Origin of the sequence: Pseudomonas sp. NPDC089396, from assembly GCF_044749545.1 — a bacterium.
GTDB lineage: Bacteria > Pseudomonadota > Gammaproteobacteria > Pseudomonadales > Pseudomonadaceae > Aquipseudomonas.
This window is the reverse complement of the sequence record NZ_JBIVIC010000011.1, coordinates 74,058-98,415: the sequence shown is the minus strand read 5'-3', so window position 1 is coordinate 98,415 and position 24,358 is coordinate 74,058. Positions and strand designations below refer to the sequence as shown.

Here is a 24,358-nt window from a genome sequence, read left to right as displayed (position 1 = left end):
ATCTGCGAAGTTTGCGCTGTGCTTGTACCGGCCTCATCGCCGGCAAGCCGGCTCCCACAAGGGGGGCGCTGAACCCTGTGGGAGCCGGCTTGCCGGCGATAGGGCCATTACAGACCCGCACAAAAATCCGCTAGTCTTGCTAATCCAATGAAGGAGCCCAGCATGTTCGAATCCGCGGAAATCGGTCACAGCATCGACAAGGACACCTACGAGGCCGAAGTGCCCGCCCTGCGCGAGGCGCTGCTCGAAGCCCAGTACGAACTCAAGCAGCAGGCGCGTTTCCCGGTGATCGTGCTGATAAACGGCATCGAAGGCGCTGGCAAGGGTGAGACGGTCAAGCTGCTGAACGAGTGGATGGACCCGCGCATGATCGATGTGCTCACCTTCGACCAGCAAACCGACGAGGAATTGGCCCGGCCTCCGGCGTGGCGCTACTGGCGAGCATTGCCGCCGAAGGGGCGGATGGGCGTGTTCTTCGGCAACTGGTACAGCCAGATGATCCAGGGGCGGGTGCATGGTGTGTTCAAGGATGCCGTGCTCGACCAGGCCATCGCCGGTGCCGAGCGCCTGGAACAGATGCTCTGCGACGAAGGCGCGTTGATCATCAAGTTCTGGTTCCACCTGTCCAAGCGGCAGATGAAGGATCGCCTCAAGTCGCTCAAGGACGACCCGTTGCACAGCTGGCGGATCAGCCCGCTGGACTGGCAGCAATCGCAAACCTACGACCGTGTCGTGCGTTTCGGCGAGCGCGTGCTGCGCCGCACCAGCCGCGACTATGCGCCGTGGCACATCGTCGAAGGGGTCGATCCGCACTACCGCAGTCTGGCGGTTGGTCGCATCCTGCTGGACAGCCTGCAGGCGGCGCTGGCCGTCAACCCCAAGGGCAAGCACCAGGGCAATATCGCGCCGCTGGGCCGCAGCATCGACGATCGCAACCTGCTGGGCGCGCTGGACATGACCTTGCGCCTGGACAAGCAGGACTACCAGGAGCAACTGGTGACCGAGCAGGCCCGCCTGGCTGGCCTGCTGCGGCACAAGCACATGCGCCGGCATGCCCTGGTGGCCGCTTTCGAAGGCAACGATGCCGCCGGCAAGGGCGGGGCGATCCGTCGCGTGGCGGCGGCGCTCGATCCGCGCCAATACCGCATCGTGCCGATTGCCGCGCCCACCGAAGAGGAGCGTGCGCAGCCTTATCTGTGGCGTTTCTGGCGGCATATCCCGGCACGCGGCAAGTTCACCATCTTCGACCGCTCGTGGTACGGGCGGGTGCTGGTGGAGCGGGTCGAAGGCTTCTGTACGCCCAGTGACTGGATGCGCGCCTACAGCGAGATCAACGACTTCGAGGAACAGTTGGTCAACGCCGGCGTGGTGCTGGTCAAGTTCTGGCTGGCGATCGACCAGCAGACCCAGTTGCAGCGCTTCGAGGAGCGTGAGCAGATCCCGTTCAAGCGCTACAAGATCACCGAGGACGACTGGCGCAATCGCGACAAATGGGGCCTGTATGTCGATGCGGTGGGCGACATGGTCGACCGTACCAGCAGCGAGATCGCGCCGTGGACCCTGGTGGAAGCCAATGACAAGCGCTGGGCCCGGGTGAAGGTGTTGCGCACCATCAACAATGCGCTGGAAGCGGCGTTCGCCAAGCACAAGAAATAGCCCTGACATGCCGTCGGGGAATGAACAGATGAATTCTTTTCCCGGCATTTTTCCCTGAAGTCCTTAGAATCCAGCCACCCCCACCCCGGGTTCGATCGAGGACGTTATGCACAAGACTTCCGGCCGCTGGGTCTATGGCCTGTTCCTGGCACTGCTCACCGCGCTGCTGTGGGGCATTTTGCCCATCAAGCTCAAGCAGGTATTGCAGGTGATGGACCCGGTGACCGTCACCTGGTACCGCCTGCTGGTGTCCGGCGGCCTGCTGTTCTGCTGGTTGGGGGTAAAGCGACGCTTGCCGGCTGTGGGCAAGTTGCCGGCCAAGGGCAAAGGCCTGTTGGTGGTCGCCGTGTTCGGCCTGCTGGGCAACTACGTGCTGTACCTGATCGGCCTGAACCTGCTGAGTCCGGGCACCGCGCAACTGGTGGTGCAGATCGGCCCGGTGCTGCTGCTGGTGGCCAGCGTTTTCGTGTTCAAGGAGCGCTTCAGCCTGGGGCAGGGGATCGGTCTGTTGATTCTGCTGGGCGGTTTCGGCCTGTTCTTCAACCAGCGTCTGGAAGAGTTGCTGACCTCGCTGGGCACCTACACCACCGGTGTGCTGACCATTTTGCTGGCGACCAGCATCTGGGTGTTCTACGCGCTGAGCCAGAAGCAGCTGCTGACGGTGTGGCATTCGCAGCAGGTGATGGTGGTGATCTACCTGGGCTGCGCCGCGTTGCTGACGCCCTGGGTGCATCCGCTGCAGGCGCTGCAGTTGACGCCGCTGCAGGGTTGGCTGCTGCTCGCTTGCTGCCTCAATACCTTGGTGGCTTATGGCGCCTTTGCCGAGGCATTGGCGCACTGGGAGGCCTCGCGGGTGAGTGCCACACTGGCGATGACGCCGCTGGTGACGTTCGTTGCGGTAGCGCTGGCGGCCTGGATGTGGCCTGACTATGTGCATGCCGAGGACATCAATGCCCTGGGGTATGTGGGGGCGGTGACGGTGGTGCTGGGGTCGACGCTGGTGGCGGTGGGGCCTTCGCTGGTGGCGGGGTGGCGGGCGCGCATGGCCAGGGTTGCGGGTTGACGCTACCGGCCCTATCGCCGCGGTTCGTCGCCACGACAAGCCGGCTCCCACAGGTACCCCACAATATTCAAGGTTGTGGTGATCCTGTGGGAGCCGGCTTGTCGTGGCGACGAACCGCGGCGATAGGGCCGGTACAGATCAGCCCTTGCCTCCGGGAGCCAGCATGTTCTCCGGCCGCACCCACTGATCGAACTGCTCGTTGGTCAGGTACTTCAACTCCAGCGCCGCCTCGCGCAAGGTCTTGCCTTCGCCGTAGGCTTTCTTGGCAATCTCCGCCGCCTTGTCATAGCCGATATGCGGGTTCAGCGCCGTCACCAGCATCAACCCCCGCTCCAGGTGCGCCGCCATCTGCTCGGCATCCGGCTCGATCCCGGCCACGCAATGCAGTTGGAAGTTGCGACAGCCATCGGCCAGCAGCTCGATCGACTGCAGCAGGTTATGGATGATCACCGGCTTGAACACATTCAGCTGCAGGTGCCCTTGGCTGGCGGCAAAGCCGATCGCCGCGTCGTTGCCCAGCACCTGACAGGCCAGCATCGACAGCGCCTCGCACTGGGTCGGGTTGACCTTGCCGGGCATGATCGAACTCCCCGGCTCGTTGGCCGGCAGGCGCACTTCGGCCAGCCCTGCGCGTGGGCCGGAGCCGAGCAGGCGCAGGTCGTTGGCGATTTTCATCAAGGCCACCGCCAGGGTCTTCAGCGCGCCGGCCAGGCTGGTCAGCGGCTCATGGCCGGCAAGGGCGGCGAACTTGTTCGGGGCGGTGACGAACGGCAAGCCGGAGAGGGCGGCCAGCTCGGCGGCGATGGCTTCGGCGAAACCGTGCGGCGCGTTCAGCCCGGTACCCACCGCGGTGCCGCCCTGGGCCAGCTCGCACACCGCCGGCAACGTGGCGCGGATGGCGCGCTGGGCATAGTCGAGCTGGGCGACGTAGGCGGAAACCTCCTGGCCGAAGGTGATCGGCGTGGCGTCCATCATGTGCGTGCGGCCGGTCTTGACCAGCTTGTGGTGGCGTGCCGACAGCTCGGCCAGCCCGGAAGACAGCTCGGCAATCGCCGGCAGCAGATTGTCGTGCACCGCTTGTACCGCGGCGATGTGCATGGCGGTAGGGAAGCAGTCATTGGAGCTCTGCGAGCGATTGACGTGGTCGTTCGGGTGTACCGGGGCCTTGCCACCGCGGCCCTTGCCGGCCAGCTCGTTGGCGCGCCCGGCAATCACCTCGTTGACGTTCATGTTGCTTTGGGTGCCGCTGCCGGTCTGCCAGACCACCAATGGGAACTGGTCGTCGTGCTCACCGCCGAGCACTTCGTCGGCGGCCTGTTCGATCAACCGGGCGATGTCGGCCGGCAGGTCGCCGTTGCGGTCGTTGACCCGCGCCGCGGCTTTCTTGATCAATGCCAGGGCGTGCAGCACCGCGAGCGGCATGCGTTCCTTGCCAATGGCAAAGTTGATCAGCGAGCGCTGGGTCTGCGCCCCCCAGTAGGCGTCCTCCGGAACTTCGACCGGGCCCAGGCTGTCTGTCTCGATACGGCTCATGCTGCGTTCACTCCTTTGTCAGTCAGAATCAGCAGTTTAGGCCCTCATGCGAACAAGCGGTTCAATCGCTCGTCGTGCTACTTGAGCGCTGCGCCCTTGCGGGAGCAGAATGCTCTACTCTGAGGTTTCGCCTCCCCTCCTTGAAGGAAATGCAATGACCCGTCTCCGTGTCCTCTGTGCCGCCGTCGCCCTGGCCTGTGCCAGCGGCCAGGTGCTCGCTGCCACCGCCAGCCACAACGCTGCCGCCGAGAAGTTCCTGACCCTGGCCAATGCCGACAAGCTGGGTACCCCGGTGTACATGCAGGTCCAGCAGATGTTCGCCCAGCGTTTCGCCCAGACCAAGGCGCCGTCCTCCAAGCAGCCCGTGCTGCAGAGCTACCAGGCCAAGGCCAACGCTGCGCTGGACAGTGCCATCGGCTGGAACAAGCTGAAGCCGAAGATGGTTGACCTGTACACCCAGACCTTCACCGAGCAGGAGCTCAAGGACCTGGTCAAGTTCTACGAGTCGCCGCTGGGCAAGAAAATCCTGCGCGAGATGCCCAAGGTCACCCAGCAGTCGGCCCAGCTGACCCAGCAGAGCCTGGAGCCTGCGGTACCGGTGGTGAACAAGCTGCTCGAAGACATGACCAAGGAACTCGACCCCAACGCTGGCAAGGCCGCACCGGCCAAGAAGTGAGTAGCGACCGATGAGCATGCAGCAACGCATCGAGCAGCAGCTGGCCGCGCTGGCCCCGCAGCACCTTGAAGTGCTCAACGAAAGCCACATGCACAGCCGTGGCCAGGAGACCCACTACAAGGCGGTGATCGTCAGCGAGCAGTTTGCGGGGCTCAACAGCGTCAAGCGTCACCAGAAGGTGTACGCCACCTTGGGTGAGCTGATGGGCGAAATTCATGCCCTGGCAATCCACACCTACACCGCCGAGGAGTGGGCCCAGGTGGGCGCCGCGCCGGCATCGCCGGTGTGTGCTGGCGGCGGGCACTGAATCCGGTTCGTCGTTCTGGTACAATCCGCAACATCCCAAAGGGGGCCGCTGCGCGGCCATCGCTGGCAAGCCAGCTCCCACAGGTACAGCGCATGTCGCACCTGTGGGAGCTGGCTTGCCAGCGATGGCCGCGCAGCAGCCCCCTGTTTCATGTCAAACCCGGTCCGCCCCTTACGAGGGCAACCACCTGGAGATTCACTTACATGTCCCAACCGATCGTCGTGGCGGCGCTGTACAAGTTCGTCACCCTGGAAGACTACGTCGAACTGCGCGAGCCACTGCTCAAGACGATGCTCGACAACGGCGTCAAAGGCACGCTGCTGATCGCCCATGAAGGCATCAACGGCACCGTCTCGGCCACCCGCGAAGGCATCGACGGCCTGCTCGCCTGGCTGCGCAGCGACCCGCGCCTGGTGGATGTCGACCACAAGGAATCCTACTGCGACGAACAGCCGTTCTACCGCACCAAGGTCAAGCTCAAGAAAGAGATCGTCACCCTCGGCGTGCCCGGCGTGGACCCGAACCAGGCGGTCGGCACCTATGTCGACCCCAAGGACTGGAACGCCCTGATCAGCGACCCCGAAGTGCTGCTGATCGACACCCGCAACGACTACGAAGTGGCCATCGGCACCTTCAAGGGCGCCATCGACCCGAAGACCGAGACCTTCCGCGAGTTCCCCGAGTACATCAAGGCCAACTTCGACCCGAGCAAGCACAAGAAGGTTGCCATGTTCTGCACCGGCGGCATTCGTTGCGAAAAAGCTTCCAGCTACATGCTCGGTGAAGGCTTTGATGAGGTCTATCATCTTAAGGGCGGCATCCTGAAATACTTCGAGGAAGTGCCTCAGGAAGAAAGCCTCTGGGAAGGCGACTGTTTCGTCTTCGACAACCGCGTCACGGTGCGCCATGACCTGAGCGAAGGCGAGTACGACCAGTGCCATGCCTGCCGCCACCCGATCGATGTGCAGGACCGCGCGTCCGAGCACTATTCGCCAGGTGTGAGCTGCCCGCACTGCTGGGACAGCCTGAGCGAAAAGACCCGGCGCAGCGCCATCGACCGGCAGAAGCAGATCGAGCTGGCCAAGGCGCGCAACCTGCCACATCCGATCGGTTACAACTACAAAGCCGAGGCCTGATGCATGACTGCACGCCTGCTCTATGTGATGGACCCGATGTGCTCCTGGTGCTGGGGTTTTGCGCCGGTGGCCGCGGCCCTGATCGCCCAGGCGCGTGATGCTGGCGTGCCGACCCGGCTGGTGCTGGGCGGCCTGCGCAGCGGCGGCAGTGCGCTGGATGCCTCGACTCGGCGCTACATCCTCGAGCATTGGCAGGCGGTCGCCGAGGCCACCGGGCAGCCGTTTCGTTTCGACGGCGCCATGCCCGATGGGTTCGTCTACGACACCGAGCCGGCCTGCCGCGCCCTGGTCGCGGCCCGCGAGCTGGATGCCGAGCGCGTGTGGCCGCTGTTGCAGCTGATCCAGCGTTCGTTCTACGAACAGGGCGTGGATGTCACCACGGTGCTGCAGCTGGTCGAGCTGGCCGAGCAGGCCGGCTTCGACCGCGCCACCTTCGCCGAGGCCCTCACCCGTGCCGATACCCGCGCCGCCACCGCAGCGGATTTCAGCTGGGTGCAGGACCTGGGCATCGCCGGCTTCCCGACCCTGCTGGCCGAGCGCAATGGCCAACTGGCCCTGCTGACCAACGGCTACCAGCCGCTGGACAGCCTGCAACCCCTGCTTGGCCGCTGGCTACAGCAGGCCGCCTGTGCTTGATCTGCCAGGGTCTCCCGACCCTGTGCCAGGGAAGCCCGCTGCTGTGCCTGATCGCCTGAGCTGGGCGGAAATCCGCCGCCTGGCGCTGCATCACAAGAAAAACCTGTGGACCGCCAACATGGTCGCCGTCCTGGCGGCCTGCTGCAGCGTGCCGATTCCGCTGTTGCTGCCGTTGCTGGTTGACGAAGTACTGCTTGGCCATGGTGATGCGGCCCTGAAGTTCATGAACCACTTGTTGCCCAGCGGCTGGCAGGTAGCGGCTGGCTACATTGGCCTGATGCTGGTGGTCACCCTGTGCCTGCGCCTGTCCGCGCTGGCGTTCAACGTGGTACAGGCCAAACTGTTCGCAGGCCTTGCCAAGGACATTGTCTACCGCTTGCGCATCCGCCTGATCGAGCGGCTCAAGCGAATCTCGCTCAAGGAATACGAAAGCCTGGGCAGTGGCACCGTGACCACGCACCTGGTCACCGACCTGGATACCCTCGACAAGTTCGTTGGCGAAACCCTCAGCCGCTTCCTGGTGGCCATGCTGACGTTGACCGGTACGGCGGCGATCCTGATCTGGATGCACTGGAAGCTGGCGCTGCTGATCCTGCTGTTCAACCCGCTGGTGATCTACTTCACCGTGCAGTTGGGCAAGCGCGTCAAGCACCTGAAAAAGCTCGAGAACGACAGCACCTCGCGCTTTACCCAGGCCTTGGCGGAAACCCTCGATGCGATTCAGGAGATCCGTGCCAGCAACCGCCAGGGTTACTTCCTCGGCCGCCTTGGTCTGCGCGCCCGCGAAGTGCGCGACTACGCCGTGGACTCGCAGTGGAAGAGCGACGCCAGCGGCCGCGCCAGTGGTCTGCTGTTCCAGTTCGGCATCGATATCTTCCGCGCCGCGGCCATGCTCACGGTACTGTTCTCCGACCTGTCGATCGGGCAGATGCTGGCGGTGTTCAGCTACCTGTGGTTCATGATCGGCCCGGTCGAACAATTGCTGAACCTGCAGTACGCCTATTACGCCGCCGGTGGCGCGCTGAGCCGGCTGAACGAGCTGCTGGCACGTGACGACGAGCCGCAATACCCGGCGGCCAGCGACCCGTTCGCCGGCCGCGAAACGGTGGGTATCGAGGTGCGCGACCTGCACTTCGCCTATGCCGAGGAACCGGTGCTCGAGCACCTCGACCTGTCCATTGCGCCGGGCGAGAAGGTGGCCATTGTCGGCGCCAGCGGTGGTGGCAAGAGCACCCTGGTGCAGTTGCTGCTGGGCCTCTACAGCGCCCAGGCCGGGACCATTCGCTTCGGTGGCGCGAGCCTGCAGGAAATCGGCCTGGAGACCTTGCGGGAAAATGTCGCGGTGGTGCTGCAGCACCCCTCGCTGTTCAACGACACGGTGCGCGCCAACCTGACCATGGGCCGCGAATGCACCGACGACGCCTGCTGGCAGGCGCTGCGCATCGCCCAGCTGGACGCCACCATCGCGGCGCTGCCGCAAGGATTGGACAGTGTGGTCGGCCGGTCCGGGGTGCGCTTGTCTGGCGGTCAGCGCCAGCGCCTGGCAATTGCCCGCATGGTCTTGGCCGAACCCAAGGTGGTGATTCTCGATGAAGCCACCTCGGCGCTCGACGCGGCCACCGAGTACAACCTGCACCAGGCCCTGGCGCGCTTCCTCAGTGGCCGGACCACGCTGATCATCGCCCACCGCCTGTCGGCGGTGAAGCAGGCCGACCGGGTGCTGGTGTTCGATGGTGGGCATGTGGCCGAGGACGGAGGCCACCAGCAGCTGATTGCCGAAGGTGGCTTGTATGCCAAGTTGTATGGGCATTTGCAGCAAACCTGACGCTACGGCTGTCTGCTCTGGCCCTATCGCCGGCAAGCCGGCTCCCACAAAGGTGCAGTGGTGACCCTGTGGGAGCCGGCTTGCCGGCGATAGGGCCGGTACTGTCAGCTCCAATCCCAAAATCCCCACCCACAAAATTCCCCGCCACGTAGATGGCAAATGGCCTACGCTGAGCTTGTCTGGGTTGAATCGAGCCTTATCTGCTCTGTGACAGGGACTACATGAAGGGAAATCGAACGTTAGAGGCGCCAAGGTTGCTGGGTATCATCTGGCCCTTCATCGCCGTTGTAGTCTTCCAGGTCTTGCTGGGCAGCCTCAGCCTTTACGCGTTATCGGCCGTGCGTGCCTATGTTGCGGGCGAGAGCCTGTGGTCCAAGGCCCAGAAAGACGCCATCTATTACCTGAACCTGTATGCCGACAGCGGCGACGCGCGCATCTACGAGCGCTATCGCCAAGTCATCGCCGTGCCGCAGGGCGATCACCTGCTGCGCGAGGTGCTCGACCAGCCCAACCCGGACATCGAGGCCGCGCGCCAGGCTGTGCTGCAGGGCGGCAACCACCCCGACGACGTCGACCGCATCATCTGGTTCTACCGCAACTTCCACCAGGTCAGCTACATGCAGACGGCGATCGCCTACTGGAATGTCGGCGACGATTACCTGAACAGGTTGGACGTGCTGGCCAACGAGATGCGCGATGGTTTTGCCAGTGGCCAGGCCACGCCTGCTCGGGTCAGCGACTGGCGCGACCGCATCGTTGCCGTCAACGAAGGCGTGACGCCTGCGGCCAAAGCGTTCAGCGACGCCCTGGGCGAAGGCTCGCGCATGCTGTTGCGCGTGCTGCTGATCACCAACCTGCTGACGGCCTTGTTCCTCATCACCATCGCCTGGCGCCGTTCGAGCAAGCTGCTGGCCCAGCGCCAGGCCTTCGCCAGCGCCCTGCAGGAAGAAAAGGAGCGGGCCCAGATCACCCTGCAAGCGATCGGCGATGCGGTGATCACCACGGATGTGGAAGGCTGCATCGCTTACATGAATCCCGCTGCCGAGCAATTGACCCATTGGCAGGCCGGACAGGCCCTGGGCCTGCCATTGACGGCGCTGTTCAGCCTGGTCGACGAGCAGGCCGAGAATGAAGAAAGCACCTTGCTCGAACAAGTGCTCAGCGGTTCTCTCAAGGGCGGGGCCGAGCATGCGCGGCTGATCCAGCGCCTGGATGGCAGCACCGTGTCGATCAATCTGGTTGGCTCGCCGATCATCAACGACGGGCAGTTGGCCGGCATCGTGCTGGTGCTGCACGACATGACCCAGGAGCGTCAGTACATCGCCAACCTGTCGTGGCAGGCCACCCACGACGCCCTGACCGGCCTGGCCAACCGCCGTGAGTTCGAATACCGCCTGGAGCAGGCGCTCAATGGCCTGGCGCGCCAGGCCGGGCGGCACACGCTGATGTTCCTCGACCTCGACCAGTTCAAGCTGGTCAACGACACCTGTGGCCATGCCGCCGGTGATGAGCTGCTCCGGCACATCTGCGCCGTGCTGCAGTCGGGCTTGCGTGAGGGTGACACCTTGGCCCGGCTGGGCGGCGATGAGTTCGGCGTGTTGCTGGAGAACTGCCCGTCCGATCAGGCCGAACGCATTGCCGAGAATCTGCGCCAAGCCGTGCAGAGCTTGCACTTCGTCTGGAAGGGCAGGCCGTTCGTGACCACCGTGAGTGTCGGCCTGGTCAACTTGTCGCAGGCGCCCACTACCTTGGAAGCTTCCCTGCGCGCGGCCGACATGGCCTGCTACATGGCCAAGGAGAAGGGGCGCAACCGGGTCCAGGTTTACCACGCCGACGACAGCGAGTTGTCCATGCGCTTCGGCGAAATGGCCTGGATCCAGCGCCTGCATGTAGCGCTGGAAGAAAACCGCTTCTGCTTGTATGCCCAGGAAATCGCCCCGCTCACGTCCATCGAAGGCCCTGGCCATATCGAAATCCTGCTGCGCCTGCACGACGAGAGCGGCCGCACCATCCTGCCTGACAGCTTTATCCCGGCAGCTGAGCGCTATGGCCTGATGACCGCCCTCGACCGCTGGGTGGTGCGCAACGTGTTCCAGGTCATCCGCCAGGGCCTGGATGAAGGGCGGGAAGGCCCCCTGGCGATGTGTGCGATCAACCTGTCGGGCTCGAGCATCGGCGATGACATGTTCCTTGAGTACCTGCAGCGGCTGTTCGTCGAATATTCCATTCCGCCACGGCTGATCTGCTTCGAGATCACCGAAACCAGCGCCATTGCCAACCTTGGTAGCGCAATCCGATTCATCAACGAATTGAAAGGGCTCGGCTGCAAGTTCTCCCTCGACGACTTCTGTGCCGGGATGTCGTCATTCGCCTATTTGAAACATTTACCTGTCGACTTCTTGAAGATCGACGGAAGTTTTGTCAAAGATATGCTGGATGATCCGGTCAACCGGGCCATGGTCGAGGTGATCAACCACATTGGCCATGTCATGGGCAAACGGACCATTGCCGAGTTCGTGGAAACACCGTTGATCGAGCAGGCCTTGCAGGAGATCGGCGTGGATTACGCCCAGGGCTATCTGATCGAAAGACCGCAGGTGTTCACCTGCGACAGTCTGCAGCGCCAACGGATTGCTGCACGGCCCCTGCTGTATCGGGCGCCTGGAACGTTTCGCTGAACAAAACATCGGCAGATCACAGGGATCAAGGAGCTGAAAGTGATTGATGCATTCGTTCGTATCGGGCCTTTGATGGATCCCGCCAGTTATCCCCAGTGGGCTCAACAGCTGATCGAAGATTGCCGGGAGAGCAAGCGCCGGGTGGTCGAGCATGAGTTCTACCAGCGCTTGCGCGACGGCCAGCTGCGTCAGGCGACCATTCGCCAGTACCTGATCGGTGGCTGGCCGGTGGTCGAGCAGTTCTCGCTGTACATGGCCCACAACCTGACCAAGACCCGCTACGCCCGCCATCCTGGCGAAGACATGGCGCGGCGCTGGCTGATGCGCAACATCCGCGTCGAGCTCAACCATGCCGACTATTGGGTGCACTGGTGCAACGCCCACGGTATCCACCTGCACGAGCTGCAGGGGCAGGAGGTGCCGGCGGAGCTCAACGGGCTCAATGACTGGTGCTGGCGGGTGTGTACTACCGAGTCGCTGGCGATCGCCATGGCGGCGACCAACTACGCCATCGAAGGTGCGACCGGGGAGTGGTCGGCGGTGGTCTGCGCCGAGGACACTTACGCCATGGGGTTCCCGGAGGACCAGCGCAAGCGCGCCATGAAGTGGCTGAAGATGCATGCCCAGTATGACGACGCCCACCCGTGGGAGGCACTGGAGATCATTTGTACCCTGGCCGGCGAGAACCCGACCTCGGGGCTGCGCAACGAACTGCGCAAGGCGATCTGCAAGAGCTATGACTGCATGTACCTGTTCCTGGAGCGGTGCATGCAGCTGGAGGGGCGTCAGCAGGGGCGTATGCGCCCGGCGCTGGCGGCGGGCTGATCAGTATTGGCCCTATCGCTGGCAAGCCAGCTCCCACAGGAACCGCGCAGTGCTTGAGCCTGTGGCGAACCTGTGGGAGCTGGCTTGCCAGCGATAGGGCCAGTGTAAACGGCGCAAACCTTACTGGGCGTTGAACGCTTGCCCATTCACCCCGGTGCTGTCCGGCCCCATCAGGTACAGGTACACCGGCATGATCTCTTCGGGCAGCGGGTTGTTCTGCGGGTTCTCGCTCGGATAGGCCTGGGCCCGCATCGCCGTGCGCGTGGCGCCCGGGTTGATGCTGTTGGAGCGCACCGGTGCTACTCCTTCAAGCTCGTCGGCCAGGGTCTGCATCAGGCCTTCGGTGGCGAACTTCGACACCCCGTAGGCCCCCCAGTAGGCCCGGCCCTTGCGCCCGACGCTGCTGGAGGTGAACACCACCGAGGCATCCTCCGACAGCTTGAGCAGCGGCAGCAGGGTGCTGGTGAGCATGAAGGTGGCATCGACGTTGATGTGCATCACGCGCATGAAGTTGTCGCCGGAGAGCTGCTCCAGCGGCGTGCGCGGGCCGATGATCGAGGCGTTGTTGAGCAGGCCGTCGAGGCGGCCGAACTGGTCCTCGATCATCACCGCCAGTTCGTCGTACTGGTGGGGCAGGGCGGTTTCCAGGTTGAACGGGATCACCACGGGCTGCGGGTGGCCGGCAGCTTCGATCTGGTCGTAGACCTCGTTGAGGTTGGCTTCGGTCTTGCCCAGCAGCAGCACGGTGGCGCCCAGCGCGGCATAGGCCTTGGCGGCGGCGGCACCGATGCCGCGGCCGGCACCGGTGACCAGGATGATCCGGCCCTTGAGCAGGTCGGGGCGGGCGGTGTAGTCGAACATGGATTTTTCCCTATCTCTATGGGCTGGCACGGGCCTTGTGGGAGCGGCTGATCGTTAAGCTCAGCAGCCGCACAGGGCGCTGTCGATCACCTTGCGCAACTCCAGTGGGTGGTCCACCACCACGTCCGCGCCCCAGTTGTTCGGGTTGTCTTCTGGATGAATATAGCCATAGCGCACCGCTGCCGTGCGGGTGCCGGCATCGCGGCCGGACTCGATGTCGCGCAGGTCGTCGCCGACGAACAGGACGCTGGCCGGGTCCAGGTTCAAGGTCTTGCAGGCCAGGATCAGGGGCTCGGGATCGGGCTTGCTGTTCTTCACGTGGTCCGGGCAGATCAGCAGGGCCGAACGCTCGGCCAGGCCCAGGCGCTGCATGATCGGCTCGGCGAAACGTACCGGCTTGTTGGTCACCACGCCCCACAGCAGGTTGCCTTTCTCGATGTCGGCCAGCAGTTCGCCCATGCCGTCGAACAGTTTGCTGTGTACCGCGCAGTCACGCTGGTAACGCTCGAGGAACTCCAGGCGCAGCGGCTCGAAGTCGTCGTCGTCAGGGTTCATCGCGAAGGTCGCGGCGACCATCGCGCGGGCGCCGCCCGAGATCACGTCCCGGATCAGCTTGTCGTCGACGGCCGGCAGGCCGCGCTCGGCCAGCATGGCCTGGCAGATGGCAATGAAGTCCGGCGCCGTGTCGAGCAGGGTGCCGTCCATGTCGAAGAGTACTGCTCGCAAACGCATGCTCATTCCTCGCGCAGGGTCTGGATCATGTAGTTGACGTCGACGTCGCTGCTGAGCTTGTAGTGCTTGGTCAGCGGGTTGTAGGTCAGGCCGATGATGTCCTTGACTTCAAGGCCGGCGACGCGGCTCCAGGCGCCCAGTTCGGAGGGGCGGATGAATTTCTTGAAGTCATGGGTGCCGCGCGGCAGCATCTTGAGGATGTATTCAGCGCCGACGATGGCCAACAGGTAGGCCTTGGGGTTGCGGTTGATGGTCGAGAAGAACACCTGGCCGCCGGGCTTGACCATGCGGTAGCAGGCGCGGATCACCGAAGAGGGGTCGGGTACGTGCTCGAGCATCTCCAGGCAGGTGACCACATCGAACTGCTCGGGCATTTCTTCGGCCAGGGCCTCGGCAGTGATCTGCCGATATTCGACTTGCACGCCCGATTCCAGCTGGTGCAGCTGAGCCACGGCCAGCGGTGCCTCGCCCATGTCGATGCCGGTGACGGTGGCGCCACGCAGGGCCATGGCTTCACTCAGGATGCCGCCGCCGCAGCCTACGTCCAGTACCTTCTTGCCGGCCAGGGCGACGCGCTCGTCGATCCAGTTGACGCGCAGCGGGTTGATGTCGTGCAGCGGCTTGAACTCGCTCTCGCGGTCCCACCAGCGGTGCGCCAAGGCTTCGAACTTGGCGATTTCGGCGTGGTCGACGTTGCTCATTGAACAATCCTCTGAAACTTCTACGAATTGCGGCGGAGTATACCCGAGCGCCCAAGGCCCAGGCTCGCTATAATCGACCGCTTTTGATATCCGAACGACGGGGAGAGGCGATGCGCGAGCGACTTTTGGCGGCGGAGAAGGTGACCGGGATTCGCTGGCAGCACGGCGTCCTGCACCTGCTCGACCAGCGCCTGCTGCCGTCGCAGGAGCGCTGGCTGGCCTGCGACAATGTCGCGCAGGTGGTCGCGGCGATCCGCGACATGGCTGTGCGCGGTGCAGCGGCCATTGGCATCGCGGCTGCGTATGGCCTGGTTCTGGCGCTGGAAGAGCGCCTGGCCGAGGGCGGCGACTGGGAGGTGGACCTGGAAGAGGACTTCCTCGACCTGGCCGAGGCACGGCCTACCGCAGCCAACCTGTTCTGGGCGCTCAACCGCATGCGCGAGCGCCTGCAGCGATTGCGCCCCGAAGAAGATGTGCTGGCGGCCCTGGAGGCTGAGGCGATCGCCATCCACGAAAGCGATCGCGAGGCCAACCTGACCATGGCCGAACTCGGTATCGAGCTGATCCGCCGCCATCAGGGCAACGAGCAGACCCTGCTGACCTATGGCAATGCCGGTGCGCTGGCCAGTGGTGGCTTCGGCACGGCGCTGGGGGTGATTCGCGCGGGCTTTCTCGAAGGTATGGTCGAGCGTGTCTACGCCGGGGAAACCCGACCTTGGCTGCAGGGGTCGCGCCTGACGACGTGGGAGCTGGCCAATGAGGGCATTCCGGTGACCTTGTGCGCCGATTCTGCCCTGGCCCATCTGATGAAAAGCAAGGGCATCACCTGGGTGGTGGTCGGCGCCGATTGCATTGCCGCCAACGGTGACATTGCCGGCAAGATCGGGACCTATCAGTTGGCGGTCAGTGCCATGCACCACGGCGTGCGCTTCATGGTGGTGGCGCCGAGCACCAGCATCGATCTGAACCTGGCCACTGGCGAGGATATTCCGCTGGAAGAGCGCGATGCTGATGAATTGCTCGATTATGCCGGCAACCGCGTAGCGCCGCAGGTCGAGGTCTTCAACCCGGTGTTCGACGTGACCCCGGCTGATCTGATCGACGTGATTGTGACCGAGCGCGGTATCGTCGAGCGCCCGGATGCGGTCAAGCTTGCCCAGCTGGTGTGTCGCAAGCGTTTGCACTAGCAGGTCTGGCCCTATCGCCGGCAAGCCGGCTCCCACAGGTTTGCCACTGGCTCAAGCTTTGTGGGGTACCTGTGGGAGCCGGCTTGCCGGCGATAGGGCCAGTGCGAACACCCTCACATTCATTGCCCTGCGGCAACCTGCCAGATCTCCCCACCGCCACTGCCTTTGTGATAACATCCGGCAGTTTCCAAGACCGCCCATCACGGCGGCCAATTTTGCGCAGATCCATGGCACAACTCATTGATTTGTCGTAAGTCGTCGCACCCTTAAGCGCTGCGGCGGCGAGCTTCGTTCGGCCCTTGATGGAGCTGCGAAGTTTCACCAGAAAAAGGAATCAGGCTTCTCATGGGCGAACTGGCCAAAGAAATCCTCCCGGTCAATATCGAAGACGAACTGAGACAGTCTTACCTCGACTACGCGATGAGCGTGATTGTCGGGCGAGCGCTGCCCGATGCACGTGACGGCTTGAAGCCCGTGCATCGTCGCGTTCTCTATGCGATGAGCGAACTGGGCAACGACTGGAACAAACCGTACAAGAAATCCGCCCGTGTGGTCGGTGACGTGATCGGTAAGTACCACCCGCACGGCGACACTGCGGTCTACGACACCATCGTGCGTATGGCCCAGCCATTCTCGCTGCGTTACCTGCTGGTCGACGGCCAGGGCAACTTCGGCTCGGTCGACGGCGACAACGCCGCGGCCATGCGATACACCGAAGTGCGCATGGCCAAGCTGGCCCACGAGCTGCTGGCCGACCTGCACAAGGAAACCGTCGACTGGGTGCCCAACTACGATGGCACCGAGCAGATTCCGGCGGTCATGCCGACCCGTATCCCCAACCTGCTGGTCAACGGTTCCAGCGGTATCGCCGTGGGCATGGCGACCAACATCCCGCCGCATAACCTCGGCGAGGTCATCGACGGCTGCCTGGCGCTGATCGACAACCCGGAAGTCACCATCGATGAGCTGATGCAGTTCATCCCCGGCCCTGACTTCCCGACTGCCGGCATCATCAACGGCCGCCAGGGCATCATCGAGGCGTACCGCACCGGCCGTGGCCGCATCTATATGCGTGCGCGCTCCGAGGTCGAAGACATCGACAAGGTCGGTGGCCGCCAGCAGATCGTCGTCACCGAGCTGCCGTACCAGCTGAACAAGGCGCGTCTGATCGAGAAGATCGCCGAGCTGGTCAAAGAGAAGAAGATCGAAGGCATCACCGAGCTGCGCGACGAGTCCGACAAGGACGGCATGCGTATCGTCATCGAGCTGCGTCGCGGCGAGGTGCCGGAGGTGGTGCTCAACAACCTCTACCAGCAGACCCAGCTGCAGAGCGTGTTCGGCATCAACGTCGTGGCACTGATCGATGGTCGCCCGCGCCTGCTCAACCTCAAGGACCTGCTTGAAGCGTTCGTCCGTCACCGCCGTGAAGTGGTGACCCGCCGTACCGTGTTCGAGCTGCGCAAGGCCCGCGAACGCGGCCACATCCTTGAAGGCCAGGCGGTTGCGCTGTCCAACATCGACCCGGTCATCGCCCTGATCAAGGCCTCGCCGACACCGTCGGAAGCCAAGGAGGCGTTGATTTCCACTGCCTGGGAGTCCAGTGCCGTGCAGGTCATGGTCGAGCGCGCCGGCGCCGATTCCTGCCGTCCGGAAGATCTGCCTGAGCAATTCGGCCTGCGCGACGGCAAGTATTACCTGTCGCCGGAACAGGCCCAGGCGATCCTCGACCTGCGCCTGCACCGCCTGACCGGCCTGGAGCACGAAAAGCTGCTGGCCGAGTACCAGGAGATTCTCGAGCAGATTGGCGAACTGATCCGCATCCTCAGCAGCGCCGAGCGCCTGATGGAAGTGATCCGCGAAGAGCTCGAAGCGATCCGTGCCGAATACGGCGATGCCCGCCGCACCGAAATTCTCAACGCCAGCCACGACCTCAACTACGGCGACATGATCCCGGAAGAAGAGCGTGTGGTGACCATCTCCCACGGTGGCTATGCCAAGACCCAGCCGTTGTCCGCCTACCAGGCCCAGCGCCGTGGCGGTAAAGGCAAGTCGGCGACCGGCGTGAAGGACGAGGACTACATCGAGCATCTCCTGGTCGCCAACAGCCACGCCACCCTGTTGCTGTTCTCCAGCAAGGGCAAGGTGTACTGGAAGAAGACCTACGAGATTCCCGAGGCTTCCCGCGCCGCGCGTGGCCGCCCGCTGGTCAACCTGCTGCCGCTGGAGGAGGGTGAGCGCATCACCGCCATGCTGCAGATCGACCTCGAGGCCCTGCAGCAGAGCGCCGATCCGGATGAAGAGCTGGAAGACGGCGACGAGGGCGTGATCGAAGGTGAAGTGGTAGAAGTCGAAGAAGTCGACGAAGAAGACGGCGACACCCTTGAGTGGGTGGCGGAACCGACTGGCGCGTACATCTTCATGGCCACCGCTTCCGGTACTGTCAAGAAGACCCCGCTGGTGCAGTTCGCCCGTCCTCGCTCCAACGGCCTGATCGCCCTGAAGCTGAAAGAAGGCGACACCCTGATTGCCGCGGCGATCACCGATGGTGCCAAGGAAGTCATGATGTTCTCCGACGCCGGCAAGGTGATCCGCTTCGCCGAGAGCGTGGTTCGTGAAATGGGCCGTACCGCCCGTGGCGTGCGTGGCATGAGGCTGGGCAAGGGGCAGCAGATCATCTCCATGCTGATTCCCGAGTCCGGCGCGCAGATCCTTACCGCTTCCGAGCGTGGTTTCGGCAAGCGCACGCCGCTGTCGAAGTTCCCGCGCCGCGGGCGTGGTGGCCAAGGCGTGATCGCCATGGGTACCAAAGGCCGCAACGGGCTGCTGATCGGCGCCATCCAGGTGCAGGAAGGGGAAGAGATCATGCTCATCTCCGACCAGGGCACCCTGGTGCGCACGCGGGTCGGCGAGGTGTCCAGCCTGGGTCGTAACACCCAGGGCGTGACGCTGATCAAGCTGGCCAACGACGAGACGCTGGTGGGCCTTGAGCGTATCCAGGAGCCGTCCGAGGACGAACTCGATGAGCTGATCGAGGCGGACGCGGAAGGCCTCGAGGCCGACGCGGCGGACGATGAAAATGCGGGCGCCGAAGAGGCGCCGCAAGAGTAAGCAAGCGCAACAACCCGAGCGGGGCGACCAAGGTCGCCCCGTTTGACTGATTAGAGACGTCAATGGGGCCGCTTTGCGGCCCATCGCCGGCAAGCCGGCTCCCACAGGTACAGCGCAAGCCATGAGATTGACGCGACCCCTGTGGGAGCTGGCTTGCCAGCGATGGGCTGCGAAGCAGCCCCAATGCAGGCGACATCGAATTACGATTTTGTTCTATTTGGCAGAGCGAGAGTGGATGTGAGCAAACGAGCCTTTAACTTCTGCGCAGGCCCTGCCGCGCTTCCTGATGCCGTACTGCAGCGTGCCCAGGCCGAAATGCTGGATTGGCGCGGCAAGGGCTTGTCGGTGATGGAAATGAGCCATCGCAGCGACGACTACGTGGCCATCGCCGAGAAGGCCGAGCAGGACCTGCGTGACCTGCTGTCCGTCCCCTCGAACTACAAGGTGCTGTTCCTGCAGGGCGGCGCCAGCCAGCAGTTCGCCGAGATCCCGCTGAACCTGCTGCCGGAAAACGGCACCGCAGACTACATCGAGACCGGCATCTGGTCGAAGAAGGCCATCGAGGAAGCGCGCCGCTTCGGCAACATCAACGTCGCCGCCAGCGCCAAGCCCTACGATTACCTGGCCATCCCAGGTCAGAACGAATGGAAGCTGACCCAGAACGCCGCTTACGTTCACTATGCGTCCAACGAAACCATCGGTGGCCTGCAGTTCGACTGGGTACCCGAGACCGGTGAAGTGCCGCTGGTGGTCGACATGTCGTCCGACATCCTCTCCCGCCCGATCGATGTGTCCCAGTACGGCCTGATCTACGCCGGCGCGCAGAAGAATATCGGCCCGAGCGGCCTGGTGGTGGTGATCGTGCGCGAAGACCTGCTGGGCCATGCCCGCAGCAGCTGCCCGACCATGCTCGACTACAAGGTCTCGGCCGACAACGGTTCCATGTACAACACCCCGGCGACCTATTCCTGGTATCTCTCGGGCCTGGTCTTCGAGTGGCTCAAGGAGCAGGGCGGTGTCGAAGCCATGGAGCAGCGCAACCGCGCCAAGAAAGACCGTCTGTACGGCTTCATCGACGCCAGCGAGTTCTACACCAACCCGATCAGCCACAACGCCCGTTCGTGGATGAACGTGCCGTTCCGCCTGGCTGACGAGCGCCTGGACAAAGCCTTCCTGGCCGGCGCCGATGCCCGTGGCCTGCTCAACCTCAAAGGCCACCGTTCGGTGGGTGGCATGCGCGCGTCCATCTACAACGCCCTGGGCCTGGAGGCGGTGGAAGCCCTGGTGGCCTACATGACCGAATTCGAGAAGGAGCACGGCTGATGTCCGATCAGGAGTTGAAGGCACTGCGAGTACGCATCGACAGCCTCGACGAGAAGATCCTGGAGCTGATCAGCGAGCGCGCCCGCTGCGCCCAGGAAGTGGCGCGGGTCAAGACCGCTTCGCTGGCCGAAGGCGAAAAGCCGGTGTTCTACCGCCCCGAGCGTGAAGCGGCGGTGCTCAAGCGCGTCATGGAGCGCAACAAGGGCCCGCTGGACAACGAAGAGATGGCGCGGCTGTTCCGCGAAATCATGTCGTCCTGCCTGGCCTTGGAAGAGCCCCTGAAAATCGCCTACCTCGGCCCTGAGGGTACCTTCACCCAGGCGGCGGCGATGAAGCACTTCGGCCATGCCGTGATCAGCCGTCCGATGGCGGCCATCGACGAAGTGTTCCGCGAAGTGGCGGCCGGTGCCGTCAACTTCGGCGTGGTGCCGGTGGAGAATTCTACCGAAGGCGCGGTCAGCCACACCCTGGACAGCTTCCTTGAGCACGACATGGTGATCTGCGGCGAAGTGGAGTTACGCATCCACCATCACCTGCTGGTGGGCGAGAACACCAAGACCGACAGCATCACCCGCATCTACTCCCACGCCCAGTCCCTGGCCCAGTGCCGCAAGTGGCTGGACGCCCATTACCCGAATGTCGAGCGGGTGGCGGTGTCGAGCAATGCCGAGGCGGCTAAACGGGTCAAGGGCGAATGGAACTCGGCGGCGATCGCCGGTGACATGGCAGCCAACCTGTATGGCCTGACCCGCCTGGCCGAGAAGATCGAAGACCGCCCGGACAATTCCACGCGCTTCCTGATGATCGGTAGCCAGGAAGTGCCGCCGACCGGCGACGACAAGACGTCGATCATCGTTTCGATGAGCAACAAGCCGGGTGCCTTGCATGAGCTGCTGGTGCCGTTCCACGAGAACGGCATCGACCTGACTCGCATCGAGACCCGTCCGTCGCGCAGTGGCAAGTGGACCTACGTGTTCTTCATCGACTTCGTCGGCCATCACCGCGACCCGCTGATCAAGGCGGTGCTGGAGCAGATCAGCCAGGAGGCTGTAGCGCTGAAGGTGCTGGGGTCGTATCCGAAGGCGGTGCTTTGATTTGAGGCTGTCGGGGCCGCTTCGCGCCCCATCGCGACACACTGTCTTGATTTCTGAACAGGGTTCGAACCAGTGGTAAATGCAGCAAAAACCAAACCTGCACCGATCATCGACCGCCTGGTCGTCGTCGGCCTTGGCCTGATCGGCGGCTCCTTCGCCAAAGGCCTGCGCGAAAGCGGCCTGTGCCGCGAAGTGGTCGGTGTCGACCTGGACGCCCCCTCGCGCAAGCAGGCCGTGGCGCTGGGCGTGGTCGATCGCTGCGAAGAAGACCTCGCTGCTGCCTGCGTCGGTGCCGACGTTATCCAGCTCGCCGTGCCGATCCTGGCCATGGAAAAAGTCCTGGCGCGCCTGGCGCAACTCGACCTTGGCAACGCCGTGATCACCGACGTCGGCAGCGCCAAGGGTAACGTCGTGCGCGAGGCGCGTGCCGTGTTCGGTCAGCGTCTGCCGCGTTTCGTCCCTGGTCACCCGATCGCCGGCTCCGAGCAGAGCGGGGTGGAGGCCTCCAACGCCACGCTGTTCCGTCGTCACAAAGTCATCCTGACGCCGTTGCCGGAAACCGACCCGGCCGCCCTGGCCTTGGTTGACCGTCTGTGGCGCGCGCTGGGCGCCGATGTCGAGCATATGCCGGTGGAGCGCCACGACGAAGTGCTGGCCGCTACCAGCCACCTGCCGCACCTGCTGGCCTTCGGCCTGGTCGACTCACTGGCCAAGCGCAATGAAAACCTCGAGATCTTCCGGTACGCTGCGGGAGGTTTCCGCGATTTCACGAGAATCGCCGGTAGCGATCCGACCATGTGGCACGACATCTTCCTCGCCAACCGCGAGGCGGTCCTGCGCACCCTTGATACATTTCGCAGCGATCTCGACGCCTTGCGCGACGCGGTCGATGCTGGGGACGGGCACCAGCTGCTGGGGGTATTTACCCGCGCACGCGTTGCCCGCGAGCATTTCAGTAAAATCCTGGCCCGCCGGGCCTATGTGGACGCTATGAACGCCAACGATCTGATTTTCCTGGCCCAACCCGGTGGCCGCCTGTCCGGGCGAATCCGCGTACCGGGCGACAAGTCGATTTCCCACCGTTCGATCATGCTCGGCTCGCTGGCCGAAGGCACGACCGAAGTAGAAGGCTTCCTCGAGGGTGAGGATGCCCTGGCGACCCTGCAAGCGTTCCGTGACATGGGGGTGGTCATCGAAGGCCCCAACCACGGTCGCGTGACCATCCATGGCGTTGGCCTGCATGGCCTCAAGCCGCCACCCGGGCCGATCTACGTGGGTAACTCCGGAACGTCGATGCGCCTGCTCTCGGGCCTGCTGGCCGGTCAGCCTTTCGATGTCACCATGACCGGTGACGCGTCGCTGTCCAAGCGCCCGATGAACCGCGTAGCCAACCCGCTGCGCGAAATGGGTGCGGTGGTCGAAACCGGCCCGGATGGCCGCCCGCCGCTGACCATTCGTGGTGGCCACAAGCTCAAGGCATTGACCTACACGCTGCCGATGGCCAGTGCCCAGGTCAAATCCTGCCTGCTGCTGGCCGGTCTGTACGCCGAAGGCAAGACCACGGTCACCGAGCCTGCGCCTACCCGTGACCACACCGAGCGCATGCTGCGTGGTTTCGGCTATTCGGTCGAAACCAATGGCCCGGTCGCTTCGCTGCAGTCGGGTGGCAAGCTCACCGCGACCCGCATCGAAGTGCCTGCGGACATTTCCTCCGCGGCCTTCTTCCTGGTTGCCGCGTCCATTGCCGAGGGCTCCGAGCTGGTGCTCGAGCACGTTGGGATCAACCCGACCCGTACCGGCGTCATTGATATCCTTCGCCTGATGGGCGGCGACATCACCCTGGAAAACCAGCGTGTAGTCGGCGGCGAGCCAGTGGCCGACCTGCGCGTGCGCGGGGCCAAGCTCAAGGGTATCGACATCCCTGAGCACCTCGTGCCACTGGCCATCGACGAGTTCCCGGTGCTGTTCGTGGCCGCTGCCTGCGCCGAAGGGCGTACCGTGCTGCGCGGCGCCGAGGAGCTGCGGGTCAAGGAATCCGACCGCATCCAGGTCATGGCCGATGGCCTGATCACCCTGGGCATCAAGTGCGAGCCGACCCCGGATGGCATCATCATCGACGGCGGCCAGCTGGGCGGCGGTGAAGTGCACGGTCACGGTGACCACCGTATTGCCATGGCCTTCAGTGTTGCCTCGTTGCGTGCCAGTGCGCCGATCCGCATCCATGATTGCGCCAACGTCGCTACCTCGTTCCCGAACTTCCTCAAGCTGTGCGCCGAAGTCGGCATCCGCGTCGCCGAAGAGGGCAAGTCGTGAATTCGCAAGCACCAGTCATCACCATCGACGGCCCGAGCGGCTCGGGCAAAGGCACGATCGCGGGTATTCTGGCCCGCGAGCTGGGCTGGAAGCTGCTGGACTCCGGCGCGCTTTACCGTTTGCTGGCGTTCAATGCCAGCAATCACGGCGTCGACCTGACCAACGAAGAACTGCTCAAGGCCTTGGCCGCCCATCTGGATGTGCAGTTCATTGCCGCCGAGCCGGGTAAGCTTCAGCAAATCATTCTTGAGGGTGAGGATGTCAGCAATGTCATCCGCACCGAGACAGTCGGTGCCGGTGCATCGAGGGTGGCCTCCCTGCCCGCGGTGCGCGAAGCGCTGCTGCAACGCCAGCGTGCCTTCCGCGAAGCACCGGGCTTGATTGCCGATGGTCGCGACATGGGCACCGTGGTGTTCCCGGACGCGCCACTGAAGGTCTTCCTGACCGCCAGTGCCGAGGAGCGTGCCCGCCGTCGCTACCTGCAGTTGAAGGGCAAGGGTGAAGATGTTAGTCTGTCGAGTCTGCTAGATGAGATTCGTGCGCGCGATGAGCGTGACACCCAGCGTTCAGTGGCCCCGCTCAAACCAGCGGCCGATGCCATTCAGCTGGACTCAACCGAGTTGTCCATCGAGCAGGTGTTGCAACGTATCAGAAGCGAGCTCGCCCAGCGCGACTTGGTCTGATCGCCAGGAGAGCCGGCAGGG

Annotated in this window: 19 protein-coding genes; 15 read left to right on the top strand and 4 right to left on the bottom strand. The window is 63.8% G+C overall.

Annotation, left to right across the window (positions count from 1 at the left end; translation table 11 throughout):
* Window positions 1-162: 162 nt before the first annotated feature.
* Window positions 163-1,656: a polyphosphate:AMP phosphotransferase gene (gene pap, locus ACIPZB_RS20110; protein ID WP_400642292.1), complete on the top strand. Its 1,494-nt coding sequence runs from the start codon at window positions 163-165 to the stop codon at window positions 1,654-1,656.
* Between the two features lie 106 nt (window positions 1,657-1,762).
* On the top strand, window positions 1,763-2,719 hold the full coding sequence (locus ACIPZB_RS20105) for a DMT family transporter (protein ID WP_400642291.1): 957 nt from the start codon (window positions 1,763-1,765) through the stop codon (window positions 2,717-2,719).
* A gap of 138 nt (window positions 2,720-2,857) precedes the next feature.
* Here ACIPZB_RS20105 and ACIPZB_RS20100 read toward each other — a convergent pair whose 3' ends face one another.
* A complete protein-coding gene (locus ACIPZB_RS20100) occupies window positions 2,858-4,252 on the bottom strand; it encodes a class II fumarate hydratase (RefSeq protein WP_400642290.1) in 1,395 nt (464 codons plus the stop codon).
* 154 nt (window positions 4,253-4,406) lie between these two features.
* Here ACIPZB_RS20100 and ACIPZB_RS20095 point away from each other — a divergent pair, with 154 nt between their 5' ends.
* From ACIPZB_RS20095 to ACIPZB_RS20065, 7 genes are all read left to right on the top strand, one after another.
* The gene (locus tag ACIPZB_RS20095; protein ID WP_400642289.1) at window positions 4,407-4,928 is read left to right on the top strand and encodes a DUF2059 domain-containing protein; all 522 of its coding nucleotides are present in this window, start codon (window positions 4,407-4,409) and stop codon (window positions 4,926-4,928) included.
* A gap of 10 nt (window positions 4,929-4,938) precedes the next feature.
* Entirely contained in the window at window positions 4,939-5,235 is a 297-nt protein-coding gene (locus ACIPZB_RS20090; RefSeq protein ID WP_400642287.1) for a BolA family protein, read from the top strand.
* Between the two features lie 203 nt (window positions 5,236-5,438).
* Window positions 5,439-6,371, top strand: a complete 933-nt coding sequence (locus tag ACIPZB_RS20085) for a rhodanese-related sulfurtransferase (RefSeq protein ID WP_400642286.1) — start codon at window positions 5,439-5,441, stop codon at window positions 6,369-6,371.
* A 3-nt stretch (window positions 6,372-6,374) separates the two neighbouring features.
* A complete protein-coding gene (locus ACIPZB_RS20080) occupies window positions 6,375-7,007 on the top strand; it encodes a DsbA family protein (protein WP_400642284.1) in 633 nt (210 codons plus the stop codon).
* Window positions 7,000-8,832 carry an ABC transporter ATP-binding protein gene (locus tag ACIPZB_RS20075; RefSeq protein ID WP_400642283.1) on the top strand — a complete coding sequence of 611 codons (1,833 nt, stop codon included), beginning with the start codon at window positions 7,000-7,002 and terminating at the stop codon, window positions 8,830-8,832. Before ACIPZB_RS20080 ends, ACIPZB_RS20075 begins: the two co-directional genes overlap by 8 nt.
* A 221-nt stretch (window positions 8,833-9,053) precedes the next feature.
* Window positions 9,054-11,510: an EAL domain-containing protein gene (locus ACIPZB_RS20070; protein ID WP_400642282.1), complete on the top strand. Its 2,457-nt coding sequence runs from the start codon at window positions 9,054-9,056 to the stop codon at window positions 11,508-11,510.
* A gap of 39 nt (window positions 11,511-11,549) precedes the next feature.
* On the top strand, window positions 11,550-12,335 hold the full coding sequence (locus ACIPZB_RS20065; RefSeq protein ID WP_400642281.1) for a TenA family transcriptional regulator: 786 nt from the start codon (window positions 11,550-11,552) through the stop codon (window positions 12,333-12,335).
* Window positions 12,336-12,455: 120 nt separating this feature from the next.
* Here the strand turns inward: ACIPZB_RS20065 and ACIPZB_RS20060 are convergent, their stop codons facing one another.
* The 3 genes from ACIPZB_RS20060 to ubiG are packed head-to-tail and all read right to left on the bottom strand — an operon-like array spanning window position 12,456 to window position 14,629.
* Complete coding sequence (locus tag ACIPZB_RS20060) at window positions 12,456-13,196, bottom strand: YciK family oxidoreductase (protein WP_008090373.1); 741 nt, start codon at window positions 13,194-13,196, stop codon at window positions 12,456-12,458.
* A 60-nt stretch (window positions 13,197-13,256) separates the two neighbouring features.
* Window positions 13,257-13,928, bottom strand: coding sequence for an N-acetylmuramic acid 6-phosphate phosphatase MupP (gene mupP, locus ACIPZB_RS20055; protein WP_400642280.1), 672 nt, complete (start codon window positions 13,926-13,928; stop codon window positions 13,257-13,259).
* Between the two features lie 2 nt (window positions 13,929-13,930).
* Window positions 13,931-14,629: a bifunctional 2-polyprenyl-6-hydroxyphenol methylase/3-demethylubiquinol 3-O-methyltransferase UbiG gene (gene ubiG / locus ACIPZB_RS20050; protein ID WP_008090370.1), complete on the bottom strand. Its 699-nt coding sequence runs from the start codon at window positions 14,627-14,629 to the stop codon at window positions 13,931-13,933.
* Window positions 14,630-14,739: 110 nt separating this feature from the next.
* Between ubiG and mtnA the strand changes: the two genes are divergently transcribed.
* The 6 genes from mtnA to cmk all read left to right on the top strand — a co-directional run bounded on the left by mtnA (window position 14,740) and on the right by cmk (window position 24,337).
* Window positions 14,740-15,816 carry an S-methyl-5-thioribose-1-phosphate isomerase gene (mtnA, locus tag ACIPZB_RS20045; protein ID WP_400642278.1) on the top strand — a complete coding sequence of 359 codons (1,077 nt, stop codon included), beginning with the start codon at window positions 14,740-14,742 and terminating at the stop codon, window positions 15,814-15,816.
* Between the two features lie 345 nt (window positions 15,817-16,161).
* On the top strand, window positions 16,162-18,924 hold the full coding sequence (gene gyrA / locus ACIPZB_RS20040; protein ID WP_400642276.1) for a DNA gyrase subunit A: 2,763 nt from the start codon (window positions 16,162-16,164) through the stop codon (window positions 18,922-18,924).
* A gap of 237 nt (window positions 18,925-19,161) precedes the next feature.
* Complete coding sequence (gene serC, locus ACIPZB_RS20035; protein ID WP_400642274.1) at window positions 19,162-20,247, top strand: 3-phosphoserine/phosphohydroxythreonine transaminase; 1,086 nt, start codon at window positions 19,162-19,164, stop codon at window positions 20,245-20,247.
* The gene (gene pheA, locus ACIPZB_RS20030; RefSeq protein WP_008090361.1) at window positions 20,247-21,341 is read left to right on the top strand and encodes a prephenate dehydratase; all 1,095 of its coding nucleotides are present in this window, start codon (window positions 20,247-20,249) and stop codon (window positions 21,339-21,341) included. The genes serC and pheA overlap by 1 nt, the downstream gene beginning before the upstream one ends.
* 105 nt (window positions 21,342-21,446) lie before the next feature.
* A complete protein-coding gene (locus ACIPZB_RS20025; protein WP_400642349.1) occupies window positions 21,447-23,654 on the top strand; it encodes a bifunctional prephenate dehydrogenase/3-phosphoshikimate 1-carboxyvinyltransferase in 2,208 nt (735 codons plus the stop codon).
* Window positions 23,651-24,337 carry a (d)CMP kinase gene (gene cmk / locus ACIPZB_RS20020; protein ID WP_008095152.1) on the top strand — a complete coding sequence of 229 codons (687 nt, stop codon included), beginning with the start codon at window positions 23,651-23,653 and terminating at the stop codon, window positions 24,335-24,337. The genes ACIPZB_RS20025 and cmk overlap by 4 nt, the downstream gene beginning before the upstream one ends.
* Window positions 24,338-24,358 lie beyond the last annotated feature (21 nt).

Excerpts from the sequence above, each read along its gene's own strand:
- pap (WP_400642292.1), top strand. The coding sequence starts at position 163 with ATGTTCGAATCCGCGGAAATCGGTCACAGCATCGACAAGGACACCTAC.
- ACIPZB_RS20105 (WP_400642291.1), top strand. The coding sequence starts at position 1,763 with ATGCACAAGACTTCCGGCCGCTGGGTCTATGGCCTGTTCCTGGCACTG.
- ACIPZB_RS20100 (WP_400642290.1), bottom strand. The coding sequence starts at position 4,252 with ATGAGCCGTATCGAGACAGACAGCCTGGGCCCGGTCGAAGTTCCGGAG.
- ACIPZB_RS20095 (WP_400642289.1), top strand. The coding sequence starts at position 4,407 with ATGACCCGTCTCCGTGTCCTCTGTGCCGCCGTCGCCCTGGCCTGTGCC.
- ACIPZB_RS20090 (WP_400642287.1), top strand. The coding sequence starts at position 4,939 with ATGAGCATGCAGCAACGCATCGAGCAGCAGCTGGCCGCGCTGGCCCCG.
- ACIPZB_RS20085 (WP_400642286.1), top strand. The coding sequence starts at position 5,439 with ATGTCCCAACCGATCGTCGTGGCGGCGCTGTACAAGTTCGTCACCCTG.
- ACIPZB_RS20080 (WP_400642284.1), top strand. The coding sequence starts at position 6,375 with ATGACTGCACGCCTGCTCTATGTGATGGACCCGATGTGCTCCTGGTGC.
- ACIPZB_RS20070 (WP_400642282.1), top strand. The coding sequence starts at position 9,054 with ATGAAGGGAAATCGAACGTTAGAGGCGCCAAGGTTGCTGGGTATCATC.
- ACIPZB_RS20060 (WP_008090373.1), bottom strand. The coding sequence starts at position 13,196 with ATGTTCGACTACACCGCCCGCCCCGACCTGCTCAAGGGCCGGATCATC.
- mupP (WP_400642280.1), bottom strand. The coding sequence starts at position 13,928 with ATGCGTTTGCGAGCAGTACTCTTCGACATGGACGGCACCCTGCTCGAC.
- ubiG (WP_008090370.1), bottom strand. The coding sequence starts at position 14,629 with ATGAGCAACGTCGACCACGCCGAAATCGCCAAGTTCGAAGCCTTGGCG.
- mtnA (WP_400642278.1), top strand. The coding sequence starts at position 14,740 with ATGCGCGAGCGACTTTTGGCGGCGGAGAAGGTGACCGGGATTCGCTGG.
- gyrA (WP_400642276.1), top strand. The coding sequence starts at position 16,162 with ATGGGCGAACTGGCCAAAGAAATCCTCCCGGTCAATATCGAAGACGAA.
- pheA (WP_008090361.1), top strand. The coding sequence starts at position 20,247 with ATGTCCGATCAGGAGTTGAAGGCACTGCGAGTACGCATCGACAGCCTC.